The sequence below is a fragment of the Pseudomonas mandelii genome (genome assembly GCF_006438925.1).
Lineage (GTDB): Bacteria > Pseudomonadota > Gammaproteobacteria > Pseudomonadales > Pseudomonadaceae > Aquipseudomonas > Aquipseudomonas mandelii_C.
In genome coordinates this window covers 280699-296592 of record NZ_RCZA01000013.1, presented here as the reverse complement: position 1 = coordinate 296592, position 15894 = coordinate 280699, and the positions used below count along the sequence as shown (strand labels likewise).

At 58.1% G+C, this 15894-nt stretch carries 15 protein-coding genes, 1 tRNA gene and 3 pseudogenes; 7 read left to right on the top strand and 12 right to left on the bottom strand.

All coding sequences use genetic code 11. The annotated features are described in order from the left end of the window. Positions 1–83: 83 nt before the first annotated feature. Together EAH74_RS27345 and EAH74_RS27340 are read right to left on the bottom strand one after the other, a co-directional pair. Positions 84–965 carry an esterase/lipase family protein gene (locus EAH74_RS27345; protein WP_140682576.1) on the bottom strand — a complete coding sequence of 294 codons (882 nt, stop codon included), beginning with the start codon at positions 963–965 and terminating at the stop codon, positions 84–86. Between the two features lie 288 nt (positions 966–1253). After that, complete coding sequence (locus tag EAH74_RS27340; protein ID WP_140682573.1) at positions 1254–2342, bottom strand: 3-deoxy-7-phosphoheptulonate synthase; 1089 nt, start codon at positions 2340–2342, stop codon at positions 1254–1256. Between the two features lie 626 nt (positions 2343–2968). Here EAH74_RS27340 and EAH74_RS27335 point away from each other — a divergent pair. The 6 genes from EAH74_RS27335 (at position 2969) to EAH74_RS27310 (ending at position 7495) form a co-directional block, all read left to right on the top strand. Continuing rightward, a complete protein-coding gene (locus EAH74_RS27335; protein ID WP_140682570.1) occupies positions 2969–3727 on the top strand; it encodes a carbon-nitrogen hydrolase family protein in 759 nt (252 codons plus the stop codon). Continuing rightward, positions 3727–4170, top strand: a complete 444-nt coding sequence (locus tag EAH74_RS27330) for a GNAT family N-acetyltransferase (RefSeq protein WP_140682567.1) — start codon at positions 3727–3729, stop codon at positions 4168–4170. Before EAH74_RS27335 ends, EAH74_RS27330 begins: the two co-directional genes overlap by 1 nt. Before the next feature lie 126 nt (positions 4171–4296). After that, positions 4297–4938 (top strand): response regulator transcription factor GacA, encoded by a 642-nt coding sequence (gacA, locus tag EAH74_RS27325; RefSeq protein WP_123368181.1) that lies wholly within the window; start codon positions 4297–4299, stop codon positions 4936–4938. Positions 4939–4940: 2 nt separating this feature from the next. Beyond that, complete coding sequence (gene uvrC, locus EAH74_RS27320; protein ID WP_140682564.1) at positions 4941–6764, top strand: excinuclease ABC subunit UvrC; 1824 nt, start codon at positions 4941–4943, stop codon at positions 6762–6764. Between the two features lie 32 nt (positions 6765–6796). Beyond that, positions 6797–7357 (top strand): CDP-diacylglycerol--glycerol-3-phosphate 3-phosphatidyltransferase, encoded by a 561-nt coding sequence (gene pgsA, locus EAH74_RS27315; RefSeq protein WP_008150904.1) that lies wholly within the window; start codon positions 6797–6799, stop codon positions 7355–7357. Positions 7358–7419: 62 nt separating this feature from the next. Then, positions 7420–7495, top strand: a tRNA-Gly gene (locus tag EAH74_RS27310). A gap of 305 nt (positions 7496–7800) precedes the next feature. Here the strand turns inward: EAH74_RS27310 and EAH74_RS34005 are convergent. The 3 genes and pseudogenes from EAH74_RS34005 to EAH74_RS34000 all read right to left on the bottom strand — a co-directional run. Further along, positions 7801–7953: pseudogene (locus EAH74_RS34005) on the bottom strand (ISL3 family transposase); the annotation flags it as partial. 66 nt (positions 7954–8019) lie between these two features. Continuing rightward, complete coding sequence (locus EAH74_RS27300; protein ID WP_140682561.1) at positions 8020–8688, bottom strand: polysaccharide lyase family 7 protein; 669 nt, start codon at positions 8686–8688, stop codon at positions 8020–8022. Positions 8689–8860: 172 nt separating this feature from the next. Beyond that, positions 8861–9071: pseudogene (locus tag EAH74_RS34000) on the bottom strand (hypothetical protein); the annotation flags it as partial. Between the two features lie 61 nt (positions 9072–9132). On the opposite strand from EAH74_RS34000, the pseudogene EAH74_RS33995 reads away from it, so the two are divergent. Next, positions 9133–9220: pseudogene (locus EAH74_RS33995) on the top strand (hypothetical protein); the annotation flags it as partial. A gap of 102 nt (positions 9221–9322) precedes the next feature. On the opposite strand, the gene hutC reads toward EAH74_RS33995, so the two are convergent. The 7 genes from hutC to EAH74_RS27265 all read right to left on the bottom strand — a co-directional run bounded on the left by hutC (position 9323) and on the right by EAH74_RS27265 (position 15892). Then, positions 9323–10060 carry a histidine utilization repressor gene (hutC, locus tag EAH74_RS27295; protein WP_140682558.1) on the bottom strand — a complete coding sequence of 246 codons (738 nt, stop codon included), beginning with the start codon at positions 10058–10060 and terminating at the stop codon, positions 9323–9325. Further along, positions 10060–11196 carry a histidinol-phosphate transaminase gene (gene hisC, locus EAH74_RS27290; protein WP_140682555.1) on the bottom strand — a complete coding sequence of 379 codons (1137 nt, stop codon included), beginning with the start codon at positions 11194–11196 and terminating at the stop codon, positions 10060–10062. The genes hutC and hisC overlap by 1 nt, the downstream gene beginning before the upstream one ends. Further along, positions 11193–12032, bottom strand: a complete 840-nt coding sequence (locus EAH74_RS27285; RefSeq protein ID WP_140682552.1) for an amino acid ABC transporter ATP-binding protein — start codon at positions 12030–12032, stop codon at positions 11193–11195. Before EAH74_RS27285 ends, hisC begins: the two co-directional genes overlap by 4 nt. A 100-nt stretch (positions 12033–12132) precedes the next feature. Further along, on the bottom strand, positions 12133–12804 hold the full coding sequence (locus EAH74_RS27280; protein ID WP_140682549.1) for an amino acid ABC transporter permease: 672 nt from the start codon (positions 12802–12804) through the stop codon (positions 12133–12135). Beyond that, positions 12801–13460: an amino acid ABC transporter permease gene (locus EAH74_RS27275; protein WP_140682546.1), complete on the bottom strand. Its 660-nt coding sequence runs from the start codon at positions 13458–13460 to the stop codon at positions 12801–12803. The genes EAH74_RS27280 and EAH74_RS27275 overlap by 4 nt, the downstream gene beginning before the upstream one ends. A gap of 75 nt (positions 13461–13535) precedes the next feature. Then, positions 13536–14372: a transporter substrate-binding domain-containing protein gene (locus tag EAH74_RS27270; RefSeq protein WP_140682543.1), complete on the bottom strand. Its 837-nt coding sequence runs from the start codon at positions 14370–14372 to the stop codon at positions 13536–13538. 143 nt (positions 14373–14515) lie between these two features. After that, positions 14516–15892: an FAD-binding oxidoreductase gene (locus tag EAH74_RS27265; protein ID WP_140682540.1), complete on the bottom strand. Its 1377-nt coding sequence runs from the start codon at positions 15890–15892 to the stop codon at positions 14516–14518. Between the last annotated feature and the right edge of the window lie 2 nt (positions 15893–15894).

Below are 15894 nucleotides of genomic sequence, written 5' to 3'. Positions count from 1 at the left end.
CAGTAAAGTGCGGAGCCTACCGGATTCAGTGGTCTATTTCTTCTCAAAGTTCCCTCCCGTCCGCACAGATCGCGGGCATTCCTTTATAGGCCGGCATTTCTCAGGCGCTCCGCATGCTGCACATACAGGGCAATCGGGTCGATGCCCTTGCGCAGCGGACCGGCGGTCTGGCTGAGGCTGTCCAGATGATCCAGCGGGTAGTCGGACCGGATGACTTTGCCCAAATGGGAGCTGTAGCGGCCAACCAGGCCATCGTTCTGCTCGGGTTCGGTGGTGAAGTAGTGGGAAAAGGCACGGAGGAACCCGTGCAGCGGACTCAGAGCATCAAGCCCTTTGTCGAGGATGTCGCCCTGCAGGGTGCCGCTCCAGGAGTAATAACGTACGCCGTTAACCAGTTCGCGACCCTTGCCACCCCAGGTTTTCGGCAACCCCTGGGGGTACTTGTCGTTAAACGCGCCTACACCTTCGGTGGTCAGGGCATTCAGAGCGGCGATGGCGTTCTGCGGCAGGTGACGGTGGCCGCTGAGCAACGATAGAAAGTCTGCAAACAACGTTGCAACTGTCGAGGCGACGTGTTCCGGCAGGCGCCCGGGCGTGAGCGCCTTGCGCAAGAAGTCGGCCAGTTCCGAGCCGTGATTCGGGCCGCTGACGGAGGTCACCGAAGCGATTACCTGCGGCGCTGTTGCTGCTGCGTAACGTGCGGCGAGTGCGCCTTGGCTGTGGCCGATCAGGTTGACTTTGTTCGCACCGGTTCCTTCCAGTACTCGTTCGATCTGCGCCAGAAGTTGGTCGCCGCGGACTTCATTGCTATGGGTAGCCGACAGGTGCGGGATAAACACTCTTGCACCTGCACTCCTGAGGGCCTGCTTGACGTCATGAAAGAGTTCGACCTTGCCGATGCGATCGAAGCCGAAGAGCCCGTGGACCAACAGGATCGGATACTGAGTAGTTGCGTTCCGTAGCATGTTCTTTCCTTTTTCGCAGTGGTTCAGAGGTGTGTTGATGGGCTCACTCTAAAGCACACCCGCTGTTCGGCGTTGTATGAAAAAGCCGCTGTAACCTGATGAAAACGGAATAGAAAATGTACGAAAGTTCGAAAGTACATGAGGTCTTGTTCGGAATATTTGGACATCTTTTTATCTGTAACAGAGCGTTTTCCTGCGATGGCCTACTTCGGGAACATCCTTTGCCTGTTGATAGTGTCTCGATTCCGACGTCCAGTCCTCGATGGGAGGACTGGACGATGGGTTGGCTCACGCCGATTGTTGATCCCTGCGCTGCCCTCTGAGCCGATCGGCTGCCTGGCGCAACAACAATTCCGTGCCGCTCCAGCCGAGGCAACCGTCCGTGACGGACACGCCGTAACGCATTGACGGGCCCACCGGTTGGCAGCCTTCGAACAGATGACTCTCGATCATCATGCCGATCAGTGATCGATCACCTTGCAGGCGCTGTTCAAGCACATCGTTAAACACCGCTGGCTGACGCAACGGGTCTTTGCCGCTGTTGGCATGGCTGCAGTCGACCATGATCCGGGCCGGGATCTTCAATTTGGTCAAGTCGCTGTTTACCCGGGCGACGCTGTCGCGGTCGTAGTTCGGCCCGCAGTGTCCGCCACGCAGTACCAGGTGGGTGTCGAGATTGCCCGGCGTCTGAATGATTGCCGGATGACCCTGGCTGTCGACACCGAAATGGCGATGCGGATGGGCGGCAGAGCGCATGGCGTCGCTGGCCACACCGACACCACCATCGGTGCCGTTCTTGAAGCCGACCGGCATGCTCAGGCCGCTGGCCATTTCCCGATGGATCTGCGACTCGGTGGTGCGAGCGCCAATAGCGACCCAGCTCAACAGATCGTCGAAGTAGCCGGCAGCCATTGGTTGTAGCAGTTCGGTGGCAATCGGCAGTCCCAGGTGGAGCATTTCGCGCATCAACTCGCGGGACAGGGTCAAGCCGGCGGCCATGTCGTCGCTGCCATCGAGGTGAGGATCGTAGGCCAGGCCTTTCCAGCCGACCGTGGTGCGGGGTTTTTCGACGTAGGCGCGCATCACCAGCAGCATTTCATCACTGACCTCGGCGGCGAGGCGGGCGAGGTTGCCGGCGTATTCGAGGGCGGACTGAGGATCGTGGATCGAGCAGGGGCCAACAATGACCAGCAGACGGGAGTCTTCACCGTTGAGGATCGCGCGAACCGCCTGGCGGTGGGCGGCGACTTGCTGGCTCAGGGCGTTGCTGAGTGGCAGTTGCTGTTTGAGTTGCAATGAGCTGGGCAGACGCAGAGTCAGCGCTTCATTGGCAGGGCTCAAGGTGGACAGGGGCAGAGCAGAGACGGACGAGTTCATATTCGGGCTTCCTGGGCTGGCGGCGGGTTCGTTCCCGCGCGCTCGGCCCTACTGGGGTGTTCGACAATTAGCCGGATTGGCTGCGTGTGTGTGCTTGCCACCTGTGGGTGACCGATCGGAGGCGGCAGGCTGTCCCGAGCGGAGGCTGCTAAATCGCCAGGCGGTAAAACTGTCGTAACGGTAATAAGTGGCGTAGTTCATTTTTTGAATCCTCTGGTTGTCTGGTGTGTCGCTAAAAATGTGCGGGGCTGAAAAAACAAAACCCCCGGTCGGGAAGCCGACCGGGGGTTGAGAATTCTCTGGTGGCGACCCGTTTAAAGTGGGCGCCGTGTGGGTATCAGGCGCGCCAGTGGCTAAACCAATACCCAAAATAAAAGCTGACCGGAGCACAAACGTCATTCACCCGGGCAGCCGCCACCGAGCGCAGGGCGCTGACGGTACGAAGCTGTGAGAGGGGGCTGGACATGGTCTTTCTCCGATGAGTGCGCCGAGCTTACTCGAGGCCGGTACGTGGATTCAATCAGAAAATGCTATCGATCACCGGAGGCATTTTCTATCGCTTGAGTGCGTCGCCGGTTGTGACACACTTTGTGCTCCGCTTACGTACCACGTCACAAGGACGAACCATGACGCCACTGATCATCGCCGCTGCTCAATCGACCTCCATCGCTGGAGACCTTGCCGCAAACATGGTGTGGCATCAGCGCTTCATGCAAGTTGCCGCGGAGCAGGGCGTGCAATTGCTGGTGTTCCCGGAGTTATCGCTGACCGGGTACGAACGTGGACTTGCGGCGGAATTGGCCATTGCGCCAGACGCCGAGGTTCTGCAACCGCTACGGGATTTCGCGCAGGAAGTTGGTGTAACGACTGTCGTCGGGATGCCGATTCGCCTGTCGGAGGATTCGCCCGTATTGATTGGGGCGCTGGTGTTGGGCGCTGATGGATCGCTCGGGATCTACAGCAAGCAACATCTGCATCCAGGCGAGGAGGTTGCATTTGCACCGGGAACCGGCGGTTCGACCCTGAACATTGGTGTCGATACGGTCGCGTTGGCGGTGTGCGCGGATTTCTCTCACGCCAGTCATGCCGCCGCGGCGGCGCAGCAAGGCGCCGATCTCTATGCGGCGGGTGTGCTGATCACGGAAAACGGCTACGCCCCGGATACCGCGTTGTTGCAAGGCTACGCCAGCGCTCATTCGATGGCGGTCCTGATGGCCAACCATGGCGGTGCGACGGGGGGCTGGGAATCGGCAGGACGCAGCGCAATCTGGGCGTCGGACGGTTCGTTGATTGCGGCCGCACCGGGTAAAGGCAACCTGATGGTCGTGGCTCGCCGCGATGCTGAAGGCTGGAACGGGCAAATAGTGGCTGTCGCGGAGGGTTGATGGCATTTGAATTACGCCCGGCGACGCTCCGGGACCTCGACTTCGCTCGTGAACTGACCCGCAACAACATGCTGCGCTATTACATTCAGCACGATCTGCTGTGGCAGGACGAAGGCTTCGATATAGGCTGGGCCGGGCGCGAGAACTGGTTGATTGTGAGTGGCAGTACGGTGCTGGGCTTTTTCAGTCTGAGTCGTGACGCCAAAGCCCTGTACATCCGCGAATTGCACGTCCTCGAAGCGTTTCGAGGGCAGGGCGCCGGTTCCTGGGCGATTGATCAGGTATTCGCCATGGCGTGCAAGGAACGGCGTCCGGCATTGCGTTTGACGGTTTTTGAAAATAATCCCGCGCAAGCGTTGTATGAGCGAAAGGGCCTGAAGGTGGTCGGCACAGACGCGTGTTTCCTGAGAATGCAGCGCGATATCGATGCCTCGCCTGGCTGAAACACGCATGCGACAAGCCTTTCAAGATGTATTGAAACTTTTTATATGACGCTTGCCGCTAGGTCTGCCAGTTGCTTTTTGCTAAGGTGTCGGCAACCCAATAAGACCATATCGCGAGGTGTCTGCTTGATTAGGGTGCTAGTAGTCGATGACCATGATCTCGTTCGTACAGGCATTACACGAATGCTGGCTGACATCGATGGCCTGCAAGTAGTCGGCCAGGCTGAGTCCGGGGAAGAATCCCTGCTCAAGGCGCGTGAGTTGAAACCCGATGTGGTACTGATGGACGTCAAGATGCCCGGTATCGGCGGTCTTGAAGCCACGCGCAAATTATTGCGCAGTCATCCGGATATCAAAGTCGTCGCGGTCACCGTGTGCGAAGAAGATCCGTTTCCGACGAGGTTGTTGCAGGCCGGTGCCGCGGGTTATCTGACCAAGGGTGCCGGGCTCCCGGAAATGGTCCAGGCTATCCGCCTGGTGTTTGCCGGGCAGCGCTATATCAGCCCGCAAATCGCACAGCAACTGGCGATCAAATCCTTCCAGCCGACCAATGATTCGCCTTTCGACACCTTGTCGGAGCGGGAAATCCAGATCGCGCTGATGATTGTCGGCTGTCAGAAGGTCCAGATCATTTCCGACAAACTGTGCCTGTCGCCAAAAACCGTGAACACTTACCGTTACCGCATTTTCGAAAAGCTTTCGATCAGCAGCGATGTCGAGTTGACGCTGTTGGCGGTTCGTCACGGCATGGTCGATGCCAGCCTCTGAAAATGACTGAAGTCTTCGATCCAAGCGCCTTTCTGTCGACGGTCAGTGGGCGCCCCGGTGTGTATCGCATGTTCGACAGCGAGGCACGCCTGCTTTACGTCGGCAAGGCCAAGAACCTCAAGAATCGCCTGTCGAGTTACTTCCGCAAATCCGGTCTTGCGCCCAAGACCGCGGCGCTGGTCGCGCGTATCGCTCAGGTCGAAACGACGATTACGGCCAATGAAACCGAAGCCTTGTTGCTTGAGCAGACGCTGATCAAGGAGTGGCGTCCGCCCTACAACATTCTGCTGCGCGACGATAAATCCTACCCCTACGTCTTTCTCTCGGATGGCCAGTTCCCTCGCTTGAGCATCCATCGCGGTGCAAAAAAGGCCAAGGGCAAATATTTCGGCCCTTATCCCAGCGCCGGTGCGATTCGTGAAAGCCTGAGCCTGCTGCAAAAGACGTTTTTCGTTCGTCAGTGCGAAGACAGCTATTACAAGAACCGCACGCGCCCTTGCCTGCAATACCAGATCAAACGCTGCAAGGCGCCCTGTGTCGGGCTGGTGGAGCCTGAGGTGTATGCCGAAGACGTACGACACTCGGTGATGTTCCTCGAGGGGCGCAGCAATGCGCTGACGGATGAGTTGTCCGCAGGAATGGAAGAGGCGGCGATCAACCTCGAGTTCGAACGTGCGGCCGAGTTGCGGGATCAGATCTCATTACTGCGCCGGGTCCAGGACCAGCAAAGCATGGAGGGCGGGACGGGCGATATCGATGTGATCGCAGCGTTTGTCAATCCGGGCGGTGCCTGCGTTCATTTGATCAGTGTGCGCGGCGGACGGGTGTTGGGGAGCAAGAACTTCTTTCCGCAAGTGGGTATTGAGGAGGACGTTTCTGAAGTCATGGCGGCGTTTCTCGGCCAGTACTTCATCAGCAGTCCCGAGCGCGACTTGCCGAGCGAACTGATCGTCAACGTGGTTCACGAAGACTTTCCGACCCTGATCGCGGCCATCGATGAGCTGCGCGGTCGCGAATTGACCATCAGTCATCGGGTTCGTGGTACGCGAGCACGCTGGCAACAGTTGGCGGTCACCAATGCCGAGCAGGCCCTGGGAGCGCGACTGGCCAACCGTCAACACGTTGCTGCACGCTTCGATGCCCTGGCGGAAGTGTTGAACCTGGATGAGCCACCGCAGCGCCTGGAGTGTTACGACATCAGTCACTCCAGTGGTGAAGCAACCGTGGCATCCTGCGTGGTGTTCGGCCCCGAAGGTCCGATCAAGTCCGACTATCGTCGCTACAACATTGAAGGCGTCACCCCGGGCGATGACTACGCCGCGATGCATCAGGCCCTGACCCGACGATTCAGCAAACTGAAGGACGGGGAGGGCAAGCTACCGGACATTTTGCTGGTGGACGGTGGCAAGGGGCAGCTGTCCATGGCCCGCGACGTGCTCAATGAATTGGCCGTGCCTGATCTGATTCTGCTGGGCGTAGCCAAGGGCGCCACGCGCAAGGCCGGTTTCGAAACCCTTTACCTGAACGATGCCGCTCACGAATTCACCTTGCGCGGCGATTCCCCCGCGCTGCATTTGATCCAGCAGATACGCGACGAAGCTCACCGTTTCGCGATTACCGGGCACCGCGCCCGTCGTGGGAAAACCCGCCGCACGTCTACACTGGAGGGCGTCGCCGGTGTCGGACCGACCCGTCGCCGCGATTTGTTGAAACATTTTGGTGGATTGCAGGAGCTGTCTCGTGCCAGCATCGAAGAGATCGCCAAAGCACCCGGGATCAGTAAAAAGCTCGCAGAGTTGATTTATGCCAATCTGCACAGCGAGTAGAATGCCCCCTCACCTCGTAGCCAGTTGTGCCGATGAATATCCCTAATCTGATTACCGTACTACGTGTCCTGCTCATACCGATCTTCATTTTACTGTTCTACCTGCCGTATCAATGGAGCTACCTGGCGTCCGCCTCGGTGTTCGCATTTGCCGCCGCCACAGACTGGCTGGATGGGTATCTGGCCCGCCGACTGGAACAAAGCACGCCGTTCGGGGCTTTCCTCGATCCCGTGGCTGACAAGCTGATGGTCGCCGTTGCACTGGTATTGCTGGTGCAAGAACATGGCAACCTGTGGCTCACACTGCCGGCCGCCGTGATCATCGGTCGCGAGATTGTCGTCTCGGCACTTCGCGAATGGATGGCCGAACTCGGCGCCCGCGCTCATGTCGCCGTGTCGAACCTGGGCAAATGGAAAACCGCCGCGCAAATGCTGGCGCTGGTGATCCTGCTGGCCAATCCGTCGGATTTCACGTTCTGGGTGCTGCTGGGTTACGCCTTGCTGCTGATATCCGCGGGCCTGACGTTGTGGTCCATGGTCCAGTATTTGCGGGCTGCCTGGCCGCATCTGAAGACCGACGTGGAAAAGAAATAAACTTTTTTGAATCAAGGGGTTGACGGGGCATCTGGATTCTATAGAATGCGCCTCACCAAGACGCGGGAATAGCTCAGTTGGTAGAGCACGACCTTGCCAAGGTCGGGGTCGCGAGTTCGAGTCTCGTTTCCCGCTCCAAGATTCACAAAAAACGCCACTCTAATGAGTGGCGTTTTTTTGTGCGCGACATTTACGTTTATCGTTGAAAGGAGAGGCTTCGGCCTCTTTTTTCGTTCCAGCGATAGCTATTGAAAACCACCACCAGCCACGTTTTTTTTGAACATTAAAACGTACATCGAATTCCGAGTCTGAAACGGCAGTACTGCGTTGCTCATTGATCGTGCGTTCACAGAAGCGAATTCGCTACGCTGAGAGGCTAAATTATTGGGGCGTTGTCGGCAGAGTGCTCATTGCTGCTTGCAAGGCTCGACGCTCCAGCAGCGGACGATGCTGAGGCGCACCGCGTGACCAAGGATGGGCAAATCACAAGCGACTCGCTTGCAATAATCAGGAGTGGTTGAGCAGGGTTTTTGGCGGCCGCCCCAGGAAGGGAATCGGGTGGCGTGCGGAGTCAGGTCGATCTGTAGAGTATCGCCTGCCAATGAATTGACAAGCGGCAGTCGGGCAGCTTTCCATGCTGCTGCGACGCCCGCAAGAAGCGACTAAATATCGTGGTGGATTTCCAGCATCCTGAACGTCACTTTTCCACCCTCGGTGGGATAGCCGGTGTTGTCCTGCACATACGCACCCGCTTTGAAATACAGAGGTTGGGTCTTCCAACTCGGATCGACGGTGGTTCTCCAGTTGTTTCCGGCTGCGCTGATGCCCAGCGCGCCCTTCGGGCTCAGGTGGATCATGTAGGAAAAGTTCTGGTTGAGCGGCACACCCGTCGCAATGGTAATGACCTGGCCCGATTCATCGTCGGGACGCATGCGCACCTTGGCGACAATGTTTCCGGTCGAGCTGGAGGTTTTGTACTGGTATTCCAGCTTGACCATGGGGTCGTTGCTGTTCTTGTTGTGGATTTGACCAATGACGATCTTGCCGGTGCTGGGTACCTGGTTGACGGCCACACTGGCCCGCAGTGTGTTATCCGCGGCTGAATACTGCCAGTTGCGCACAGTTCCATCGCTATAGGTTTCTCGCAATTCGCTACGTGGGTAAATAGCGTTGGCCGTCTTGGAACCGGTCACAGGTGCCCAGAAGGAAAGGGTACCGGTGTCAGAATTGAAATACTTATCGTTGAACCCTTGCGCCAGTTGAGGCGTTTCTATGGTGGCCGGTGGGCTGCCTTCAGGGATGCTTAAATTCCAGGTGGCGAGGTCGATCATGTCGAGGATCCTATAGGCGAGGATGAAATTTCGCGGCCACAGTGGTGCTCTGACCTGCGCGATTGAACTGCGTCAATTGGGCGGGCTGAGCGTGAAATTCGTATGGCGGTAGATTGACGTCAAATGTTCGTCGAGAGTGCTTTTGCAGGGTTTGTGCCCAACGGGGGGACCGTTAGTCGACTATTTTGGACATGGGTTGAACTTTGGCGTGTTGACTCCTACTGAGCTGCACCGTCCTCTGCCCGGCGTGTATCGGTGGATCGATGTCTTCAGCCACATGTATTGCCACATCCAGCATCGCTAATACCGTGCTCCTGCATCAGTTTGAAACGCGCTGCTTTTTCTTCTGGCTCAGTCATGGCCATGGCCAGATACGCGCTCGGCTACACTGCGCGGAAAAACGCAACCTACGTATTGAGTCGAGAATTCGTCGAATTGGTCTGTCCGGAACTTACCGCTGAAGATCGTCGTTTCCGGCGGCCGTGGCATGCAGAACGTCGACAACTTCAAATATCTGTACGCCCTAGCCGATTACGGCCTGGTGGCGGACCTGTTCGAAGCTATACCTGAACTGGTGGGGACGATTTTAGCTGTTTGAAAAGGGTTATCCCGGCGGTCCAAGTGCCATCGGGCCTCAACTGTCTCTATGCGCTCCATTCACCGGCAGGCGACTGCCCAGGCGATAGCGTGAGGAGGGATGGATCAAGCGCACATAGGTGACGATTTTGCTCTGACTCCAGGTCCGGCGCATGAGGACCAGGCAGGGTTCATTGGCATCGATTTGCATGTGTTTGCTTTCATCGCTGCTGGGGTGGCTGGCTTCGACGATATGTTCCATTTCATCGGGCCTGATGACCTGCAGCAGGTATCTGGCCGGTTGCAGATGCTCGCCAAAGTCTTGCTGCAGAAATTCCGGCACCAGCTCGGGATTGACGTAACGATCCTCGAGCTGCACCGGGACGCCTTCTTCGCTATGCACACAGACCAGATGAAAAACCGAAGAGCCGGTGGTTAGCGCCAGGGCGGCGGCCACTGGCATCGAGGCCGCCTCGCGTCCCAGGTGCAGGACACGACACGTGTAGCTGTGACCCCGAGCAATGATTTCGTCGGCGATGTTGGTGATTCGCAGCAGGTTCGATTGCGGTTTGCTTTCGGCCACGAAGGTGCCGACGCCCGAAATTCGCACCAAGTGGCCTTCTTCGGTCAGTTCGCGCAATGCCCGGTTGACGGTCATGCGCGACATGCCCAGTTCTTGCACCAAACGGTTCTCTGAAGGGATCAGGTCGCCGGGTTTCCAAACGCCCGCGCGAAGCTGGCCTTGCACAAAATCCTTCGCGCGCTGATAGAGCGCTTGCGGTGCATTTTTAATCATCAGTCGGTCCGCGTTTCTTGTACGGCAAGGACTCTTGCCAGGGCTTGGAGGAAAAGGTCGTTATCCTCACAGCTTCCGATGGATACCCGCAAGTGATTAGCGTATCCGGCTTCGCGCCAGGGCTTGATGATCACTCCCTCACGCAGCAGTAACTGATTGATGACTTCGGCAGGATAAGGGGTGCTGAAGTACAGGAAGTTGGCCATGGACGGTGCGGTCGAGATGCCTTGCTCCTGCAGCGCGACCGCCAACCGCCGGCGTTCGCTGGCGACATGGGAAAGGCAGGCTTGCAGATGTTCATCGTCGGCCAGCGCTGCAACCGCAGCGGCCTGGGCCACGCGGTTAACGTTGAAAGGCGTGCGCAGACGATTGATCAGATCGGCCAGCAGTGGGTCGCTCACGATACCGTAACCGACGCGCAAGCCCGCCAGGGAATAAGCCTTGGAGAAGGTTCGCAGCAGGACAAACGGTTTGCCGCTCGCCTGAATTAAGCCCAGGCAATCCGGGTAATCGGCCTCCCATCGGGCGTATTCGTAATAGGCCTCGTCGAACACCAGCAAACACTGCGCGGGCAATGCGCTGAGCAACTGTTGCAACTCGTCGGCGCTGAGGGTGCAGCCAACCGGATTGGACGGGCAGGAAAACATCAGCAGACGCGTGCGTGGCGTGAGCGCTGCGACCATCGCCGCCACGTCGAAAGTGCCTTCGGCGGTCATTGGCACACCTACCACCCGGGCACCGGCCGCCATTGGGTAGATAAAATGCAAACCGAAGGAGGGCACCACGGTGACTACTTCATCGTCATGGTCTAAAAACACCCGACTGATGACGCTCAGTAAATCTTCCGAGCCATTGCCGAACACCAAATGATCTTCCGGTACGTTGAGTTTTTTCGAAAGTGCGGCGCGTAATGCCTGGCAACCGGCATCGGGGTACAGCGCAATTTCACTGCAGGCGTGAGCCATTGCGGCGGTAACGGCGGGTGCTGGGCCCATCGGGTTTTCATTGCTGCCCAGTTTGGCGACGCGGGTCAGACCGAAGCGCTTGCGCACCGCATCCGAGCCGAGGCCGGCGTTGTAGCTGGCCAGGTCACGCACTTCGGCGCGGGCCAACAGATTCAGGTCGTTGGCATTCATACTGGGCTAACCTCTTTGGTGTCCTGCCAGAAGGCGTTGCGATCCAGGTAGTTCTGCAGAAATTGCTGCAGTCGCGGCTGTTCGGCGTTGTGAAAGATTTCGTGAGGGGTGCCATGAGCGACCACCTGGCCCTGATCGAGGAACACCACCGAATCGGCGACCTGAGCGGCGAAGCCCATCTCATGGGTGACTACCACCATGGTCATACCTTCTTTGGCGAGGGTCTTCATGACCTGCAGCACCTCGCCGACCAACTCCGGATCGAGAGCGGAGGTGGGTTCATCGAACAGCATGATGTGCGGCTCCATGGCCAACGCCCGGGCAATCGCAACGCGCTGTTGCTGGCCACCAGACAGCTGCGCCGGATAGGCCGCGGCTTTATGGGCTAGACCGACTTTATCAAGCATCGCCATGGCTCGTTGCCGAGCGTCATCGGCAGATAACTTGCGCACGCGCAACAAGGCTTCACTGACATTGCCAAGAGCGGTCATGTGCGGCCACAGGTTGAATTGCTGGAAGACCATGCCGACATTGCGCCGCACCAGATTGATTTGCGACTGTGCCGCGCGCTTGCGGCCGTTGCCGGTTTCCGGCATCCAGCCAAGCAGCTGGCCTTCGATAAAAATTTCGCCCTCGTCGTATTCCTCAAGGAACGCCATGCTGCGCAGCAGTGTGCTTTTGCCTGAGCCGGAGGGGCCGATCAGGCACACCACTTCAGAATGCCGGACCTGCAAGTCGATACCCTTGAGTACGCGCAGGTTGCCGAAGCTCTTACCGACGTTGTGAAGTTTCAGCATCGGCTCGCTATTGTCGGAGAGTGCCTTGGAAGTCTTCATCGCTTCACCTGATTTTTCAATACGGATGAGTGTGGCGGGGCTATTGGCGCCGAAGGGGCTGGTTTCGCGCGCAGGTCCGCGGCGGCAGGAAGGAGGTTACTCATCGCGGCTGCTTCTGCATGAAACGCCCAACGCGTACTTCCAGCAGCATGCCCATCCGGGAACAGGCTTCCACCAGCAGCAGGTAGCCGATGCATAGCACCAGCAGGGTCTCGACAAAGGCAAAGGTTTCCGAGCCAATACCGGTGAGGACCATGGTCAGTTCGGGGATGGTGATGATCGACAGCACGGCGGTTTCCTTGCACAGGATGGTGACCAGATTGACCAGTGCCGGCAGGATGATCACCAACATTTGTGGAATCTGAATGCGCATGATGCATTGCAGGCGGCTGATACCCAGGCAGTCGGCGGCTTCCAGTTGTCCGCGGGCTACGGACTCAAAACCGGTACGGAAAATTTCCGCGAAATAAACGCTGCCATAAATGCCCAAACCGAGAATGCCAGCCGGAATGGGGTCCAGGCTCAAACCGAAAGACGGGCCGCCGTAATACACCAGGAACAACTGGACCAGAAACGGCGTACTTCGAATCATCTCGATGAACACTCGCAACGGCGCGCGCACCAGGCTGTTGCCGAACAGTTGGGCGACGGCAATCAACAAGCCCAACAACAGACCCAATGCGACACCGGCGGACCAGGTACCGAGAGTAACCATGAAGCCTTGGCCGATATCTGCGAGGTGATTGGTGATGATCGTGGGGTCAAAGATCATGCGGTACGCTCCTTCAGATGGCGTTCCAGCAAGCCGCCGAAGAACGCCAGCGGGATGTTGATCAGACAATAGAAGCCGGCCAGCATCAGGTAATCCTGAACGAACATGTAGTCACTGGCCGCAATGTTCTGGGCCGTGCGAGTCAGGTCGGCCAGGCCCACCACCGACACCAGTGACGAAGCCTTGATCAGCAGGATCATTTCATTGACCAGTGCCGGCAGGGTTAGGCGCACGGCTTGAGGGACACGAATGCGCACCAGCATTTGTCCTGAACTCAGGCCAAGCAGGCCGGCGGCTTCCAGCTGACCGCCAGGGATGGCGAGAAAACCACCGCGCATGATTTCAGCGATATAGGCGCCGGCCGCCAGGGACAGACCGATCACCGCCGCCACCATGGGTGAAACGTTGGGCAGGCCGATACGCGGCAGGAAGTAATAAATGAACAGCAGTTGCACCAGCAGCGGAATGCCACGGAACACGAAGATATAAGCGCCACCCAAACGTCTGAGCAACGGCAGGGGCGAAAGACGCAAGCTCCCGACGATAACGCCGATGACAAAGCCAATGGCCAGTGCCAAGACGGAAATCTCAAGGGTCACCAGCAGGCTGTCCAGCAGTAGTGGCAGGTTTAGCAGCAATAAAGGCCAATCGAACATCGTCGTGCCTCCAGCATGGATAAATCACCGGCTCGGCTGAGCCGGCGATCCGTTCATCGAACCCGCATATTCTGATTACCAGGTAGGCTCGAAGTCAGCTTTTGGCACGTCCATTTCACTACCTAGCCATTTCTTTTGCAGAGCGGCGAGGCGACCGTCATCGTGCATTTTCAGCATGGCGGAATCGAGGGCTGCGATCAGACTGTTGGCGTCGTCATCCTTGCGCCCCAGGTACGCGAAATAGGATTTTTTGCCGAACGGAGGCATCACCACTTTGTACTTGTCCGGGTGTTGGGCGGCGACGTAGGAAATGTTTGGCAGGGAGTTGGCGACTGCAACGATGCGCTTGGTTCCCAGCTCGGCGTAAGCCTGGTTGTTGTCGATGTATTCACGAACATCGACTTTTTTCGGTAGGGTGGCGGCGAAAGTTTTCAGCTCTTCGAGCTGCGCCGAGCCTTTCCCCGCGCCGACGACTTTACCGGCAATGTCTTCAGGCTTATTGATTGGGCTGTCTTTGGCGCTGACCAGCAACGCGACCGTGGCCTCGGCGATCGGCAACACAAAGTGGTAACGCTCCTTACGCGCCTTGGTGACGATGATGGGACCTGCAACCACGTCGAATTTCTTGGCTTCCAGCCCTGGTAATACACTGGGCCATGGTAGGTCCATGAATCTGACCTTGACTCCCAACTCGTTGCCCAACTGCTCGAACAGCTCGGCGTTCAGGCCTTTCTGTTTGCCGCTCTCGGTGAAGTCGAAAGGTGCAAATTGCAGCTCGGTGCCCACCACTAGTTCACCGGATTTTTTAACATCGGCGAGTTGATCGGCTTGAGCCGCCATGCAAGCGCCAGTCAAGGCCAAGGCGATGCAAAGGCCGTTGAATTTTTTACTGAACAGAGAATCGAGTTGCATGGTGTAACTCCTTCATCAGGTACAGCGAGGCTTATGGTATGTGTTGGTTCTAGTTATGCGTTGTGGTTGGTCGATGACAGCGACATCTATTACAGATACAGCAGTTAACGTGCCATAGCGGTATATACAGCTTGGATTTGAACTCAGCCGAGGATTTTCCCCGGGTTGAGAATGCCCTTGGGGTCGAAGCAATTCTTGAGTTGCTGCATCGCCTGGCGAGCCTCGAGGCTGACCGAGTGATGGAGAAACTCGCGCTTGAGCAGGCCGATGCCATGTTCCGCGGAAACCGAACCGCCCAGTTCGCCGACAGCGCTGTAAACCAGTTCCTCGACCTCAAGGATGGGCGCGGGCTGGGGCAAGGATGCGCAGTCGATGGTCAGGTGCAGGTTGCTGTCACCAATGTGACCGAAATACACACTGTGGTTGCCCGGCCAGCGTTGCTCCAGGCGCTGGCGACAGCGTTCGGCGAAGTCGCCGATCAGGCCGATGGGCAGGCTGACGTCGAAGTTCAACGGGGTCATGCGCAGGGGAAATTCGCCGGTCGCTTCACGGATCTTCCAGAGTGCCCGAGCCTGGGCCTGGGAACTGGCCAATACCGCATCAACCACTTCACCGGCGGCAAAGGCCTCCTCCAGTGTTTGTTCAAGCAGTTCCCGAGGACTGGCGCACTCGAGCAATACATACAGCGGATGATCCAGAGACATCGGGGCGGTCGGGTTTTCCAGCCAGGAAACCCCCAGGCGGAAGAAGTCTTGCCACATAAGCTCATACGCTTGCGGCGTGCCGACGCTGCGCTGTACCCGGCGCAGCAGACTGACCGCACTGGCGTAATCGGGCAGGGCGCAGAGCAGGGTGGTGGTTTCGCCAGGCTGTGGCGCCAGTTTCAATACCGCACGAGTGATCACCCCAAGAGTGCCTTCGCTGCCGATGAAGCACTGTTTCAGGTCATAACCGCAGTTATTCTTGATCATCTTGTTGAGCAAGTTGAGTACCCGGCCATCAGCCAGGACTACCTCAAGTCCGAGGACCAAATCACGGGTCATGCCGTAGCGGATCACCGCATTGCCGCCGGCATTGGTGGCGATGTTGCCGCCGATCTGGCACGAACCACGGGCGCCGAGATCCAGGGGGAAGACAAAACCCGCCTCGAGCACCGCTTGCTGGATTTCCTCCAGCGTCGTGCCGGCCCAGACGCTGATGGTCGCCGCCGCCGGGTCGATTTCCTCGATGCCGCGCAGCCGCTCAAGGGACAGGGCAATGTCCGTCTCACGAGGCACTGCGCCGCCCGCCAGTCCGGTCATCCCTCCTTGGGGCACCACCGATTGCTCCGCGTCATTGCAGATGCGCAAGGCGCTCGCGACCTGCTCCGTGGTGCGCGGCAGCAACAGCGCGGCAGGGCAGGCCGGTGCATGGCCGGTCCAGTCGCTGTAGTGCCGTTGACTGATATCGGCGCCAGTCACCACTGCGGCATCACCCAGCGCCTGGCGCAACTGTTCGAGGGTCTGTTGCAGATCGTTCATCG

Excerpts from the sequence above, each read along its gene's own strand:
- pgsA (WP_008150904.1), top strand. The coding sequence starts at position 6,797 with ATGAATATCCCTAATCTGATTACCGTACTACGTGTCCTGCTCATACCG.
- EAH74_RS27345 (WP_140682576.1), bottom strand. The coding sequence starts at position 965 with ATGCTACGGAACGCAACTACTCAGTATCCGATCCTGTTGGTCCACGGG.
- hutC (WP_140682558.1), bottom strand. The coding sequence starts at position 10,060 with ATGATTAAAAATGCACCGCAAGCGCTCTATCAGCGCGCGAAGGATTTT.
- EAH74_RS27280 (WP_140682549.1), bottom strand. The coding sequence starts at position 12,804 with ATGATCTTTGACCCCACGATCATCACCAATCACCTCGCAGATATCGGC.
- EAH74_RS27285 (WP_140682552.1), bottom strand. The coding sequence starts at position 12,032 with ATGAAGACTTCCAAGGCACTCTCCGACAATAGCGAGCCGATGCTGAAA.
- hisC (WP_140682555.1), bottom strand. The coding sequence starts at position 11,196 with ATGAATGCCAACGACCTGAATCTGTTGGCCCGCGCCGAAGTGCGTGAC.
- uvrC (WP_140682564.1), top strand. The coding sequence starts at position 4,941 with ATGACTGAAGTCTTCGATCCAAGCGCCTTTCTGTCGACGGTCAGTGGG.
- EAH74_RS27340 (WP_140682573.1), bottom strand. The coding sequence starts at position 2,342 with ATGAACTCGTCCGTCTCTGCTCTGCCCCTGTCCACCTTGAGCCCTGCC.
- EAH74_RS27270 (WP_140682543.1), bottom strand. The coding sequence starts at position 14,372 with ATGCAACTCGATTCTCTGTTCAGTAAAAAATTCAACGGCCTTTGCATC.
- EAH74_RS27300 (WP_140682561.1), bottom strand. The coding sequence starts at position 8,688 with ATGATCGACCTCGCCACCTGGAATTTAAGCATCCCTGAAGGCAGCCCA.
- EAH74_RS27265 (WP_140682540.1), bottom strand. The coding sequence starts at position 15,892 with ATGAACGATCTGCAACAGACCCTCGAACAGTTGCGCCAGGCGCTGGGT.
- EAH74_RS27330 (WP_140682567.1), top strand. The coding sequence starts at position 3,727 with ATGGCATTTGAATTACGCCCGGCGACGCTCCGGGACCTCGACTTCGCT.
- EAH74_RS27335 (WP_140682570.1), top strand. The coding sequence starts at position 2,969 with ATGACGCCACTGATCATCGCCGCTGCTCAATCGACCTCCATCGCTGGA.
- EAH74_RS27275 (WP_140682546.1), bottom strand. The coding sequence starts at position 13,460 with ATGTTCGATTGGCCTTTATTGCTGCTAAACCTGCCACTACTGCTGGAC.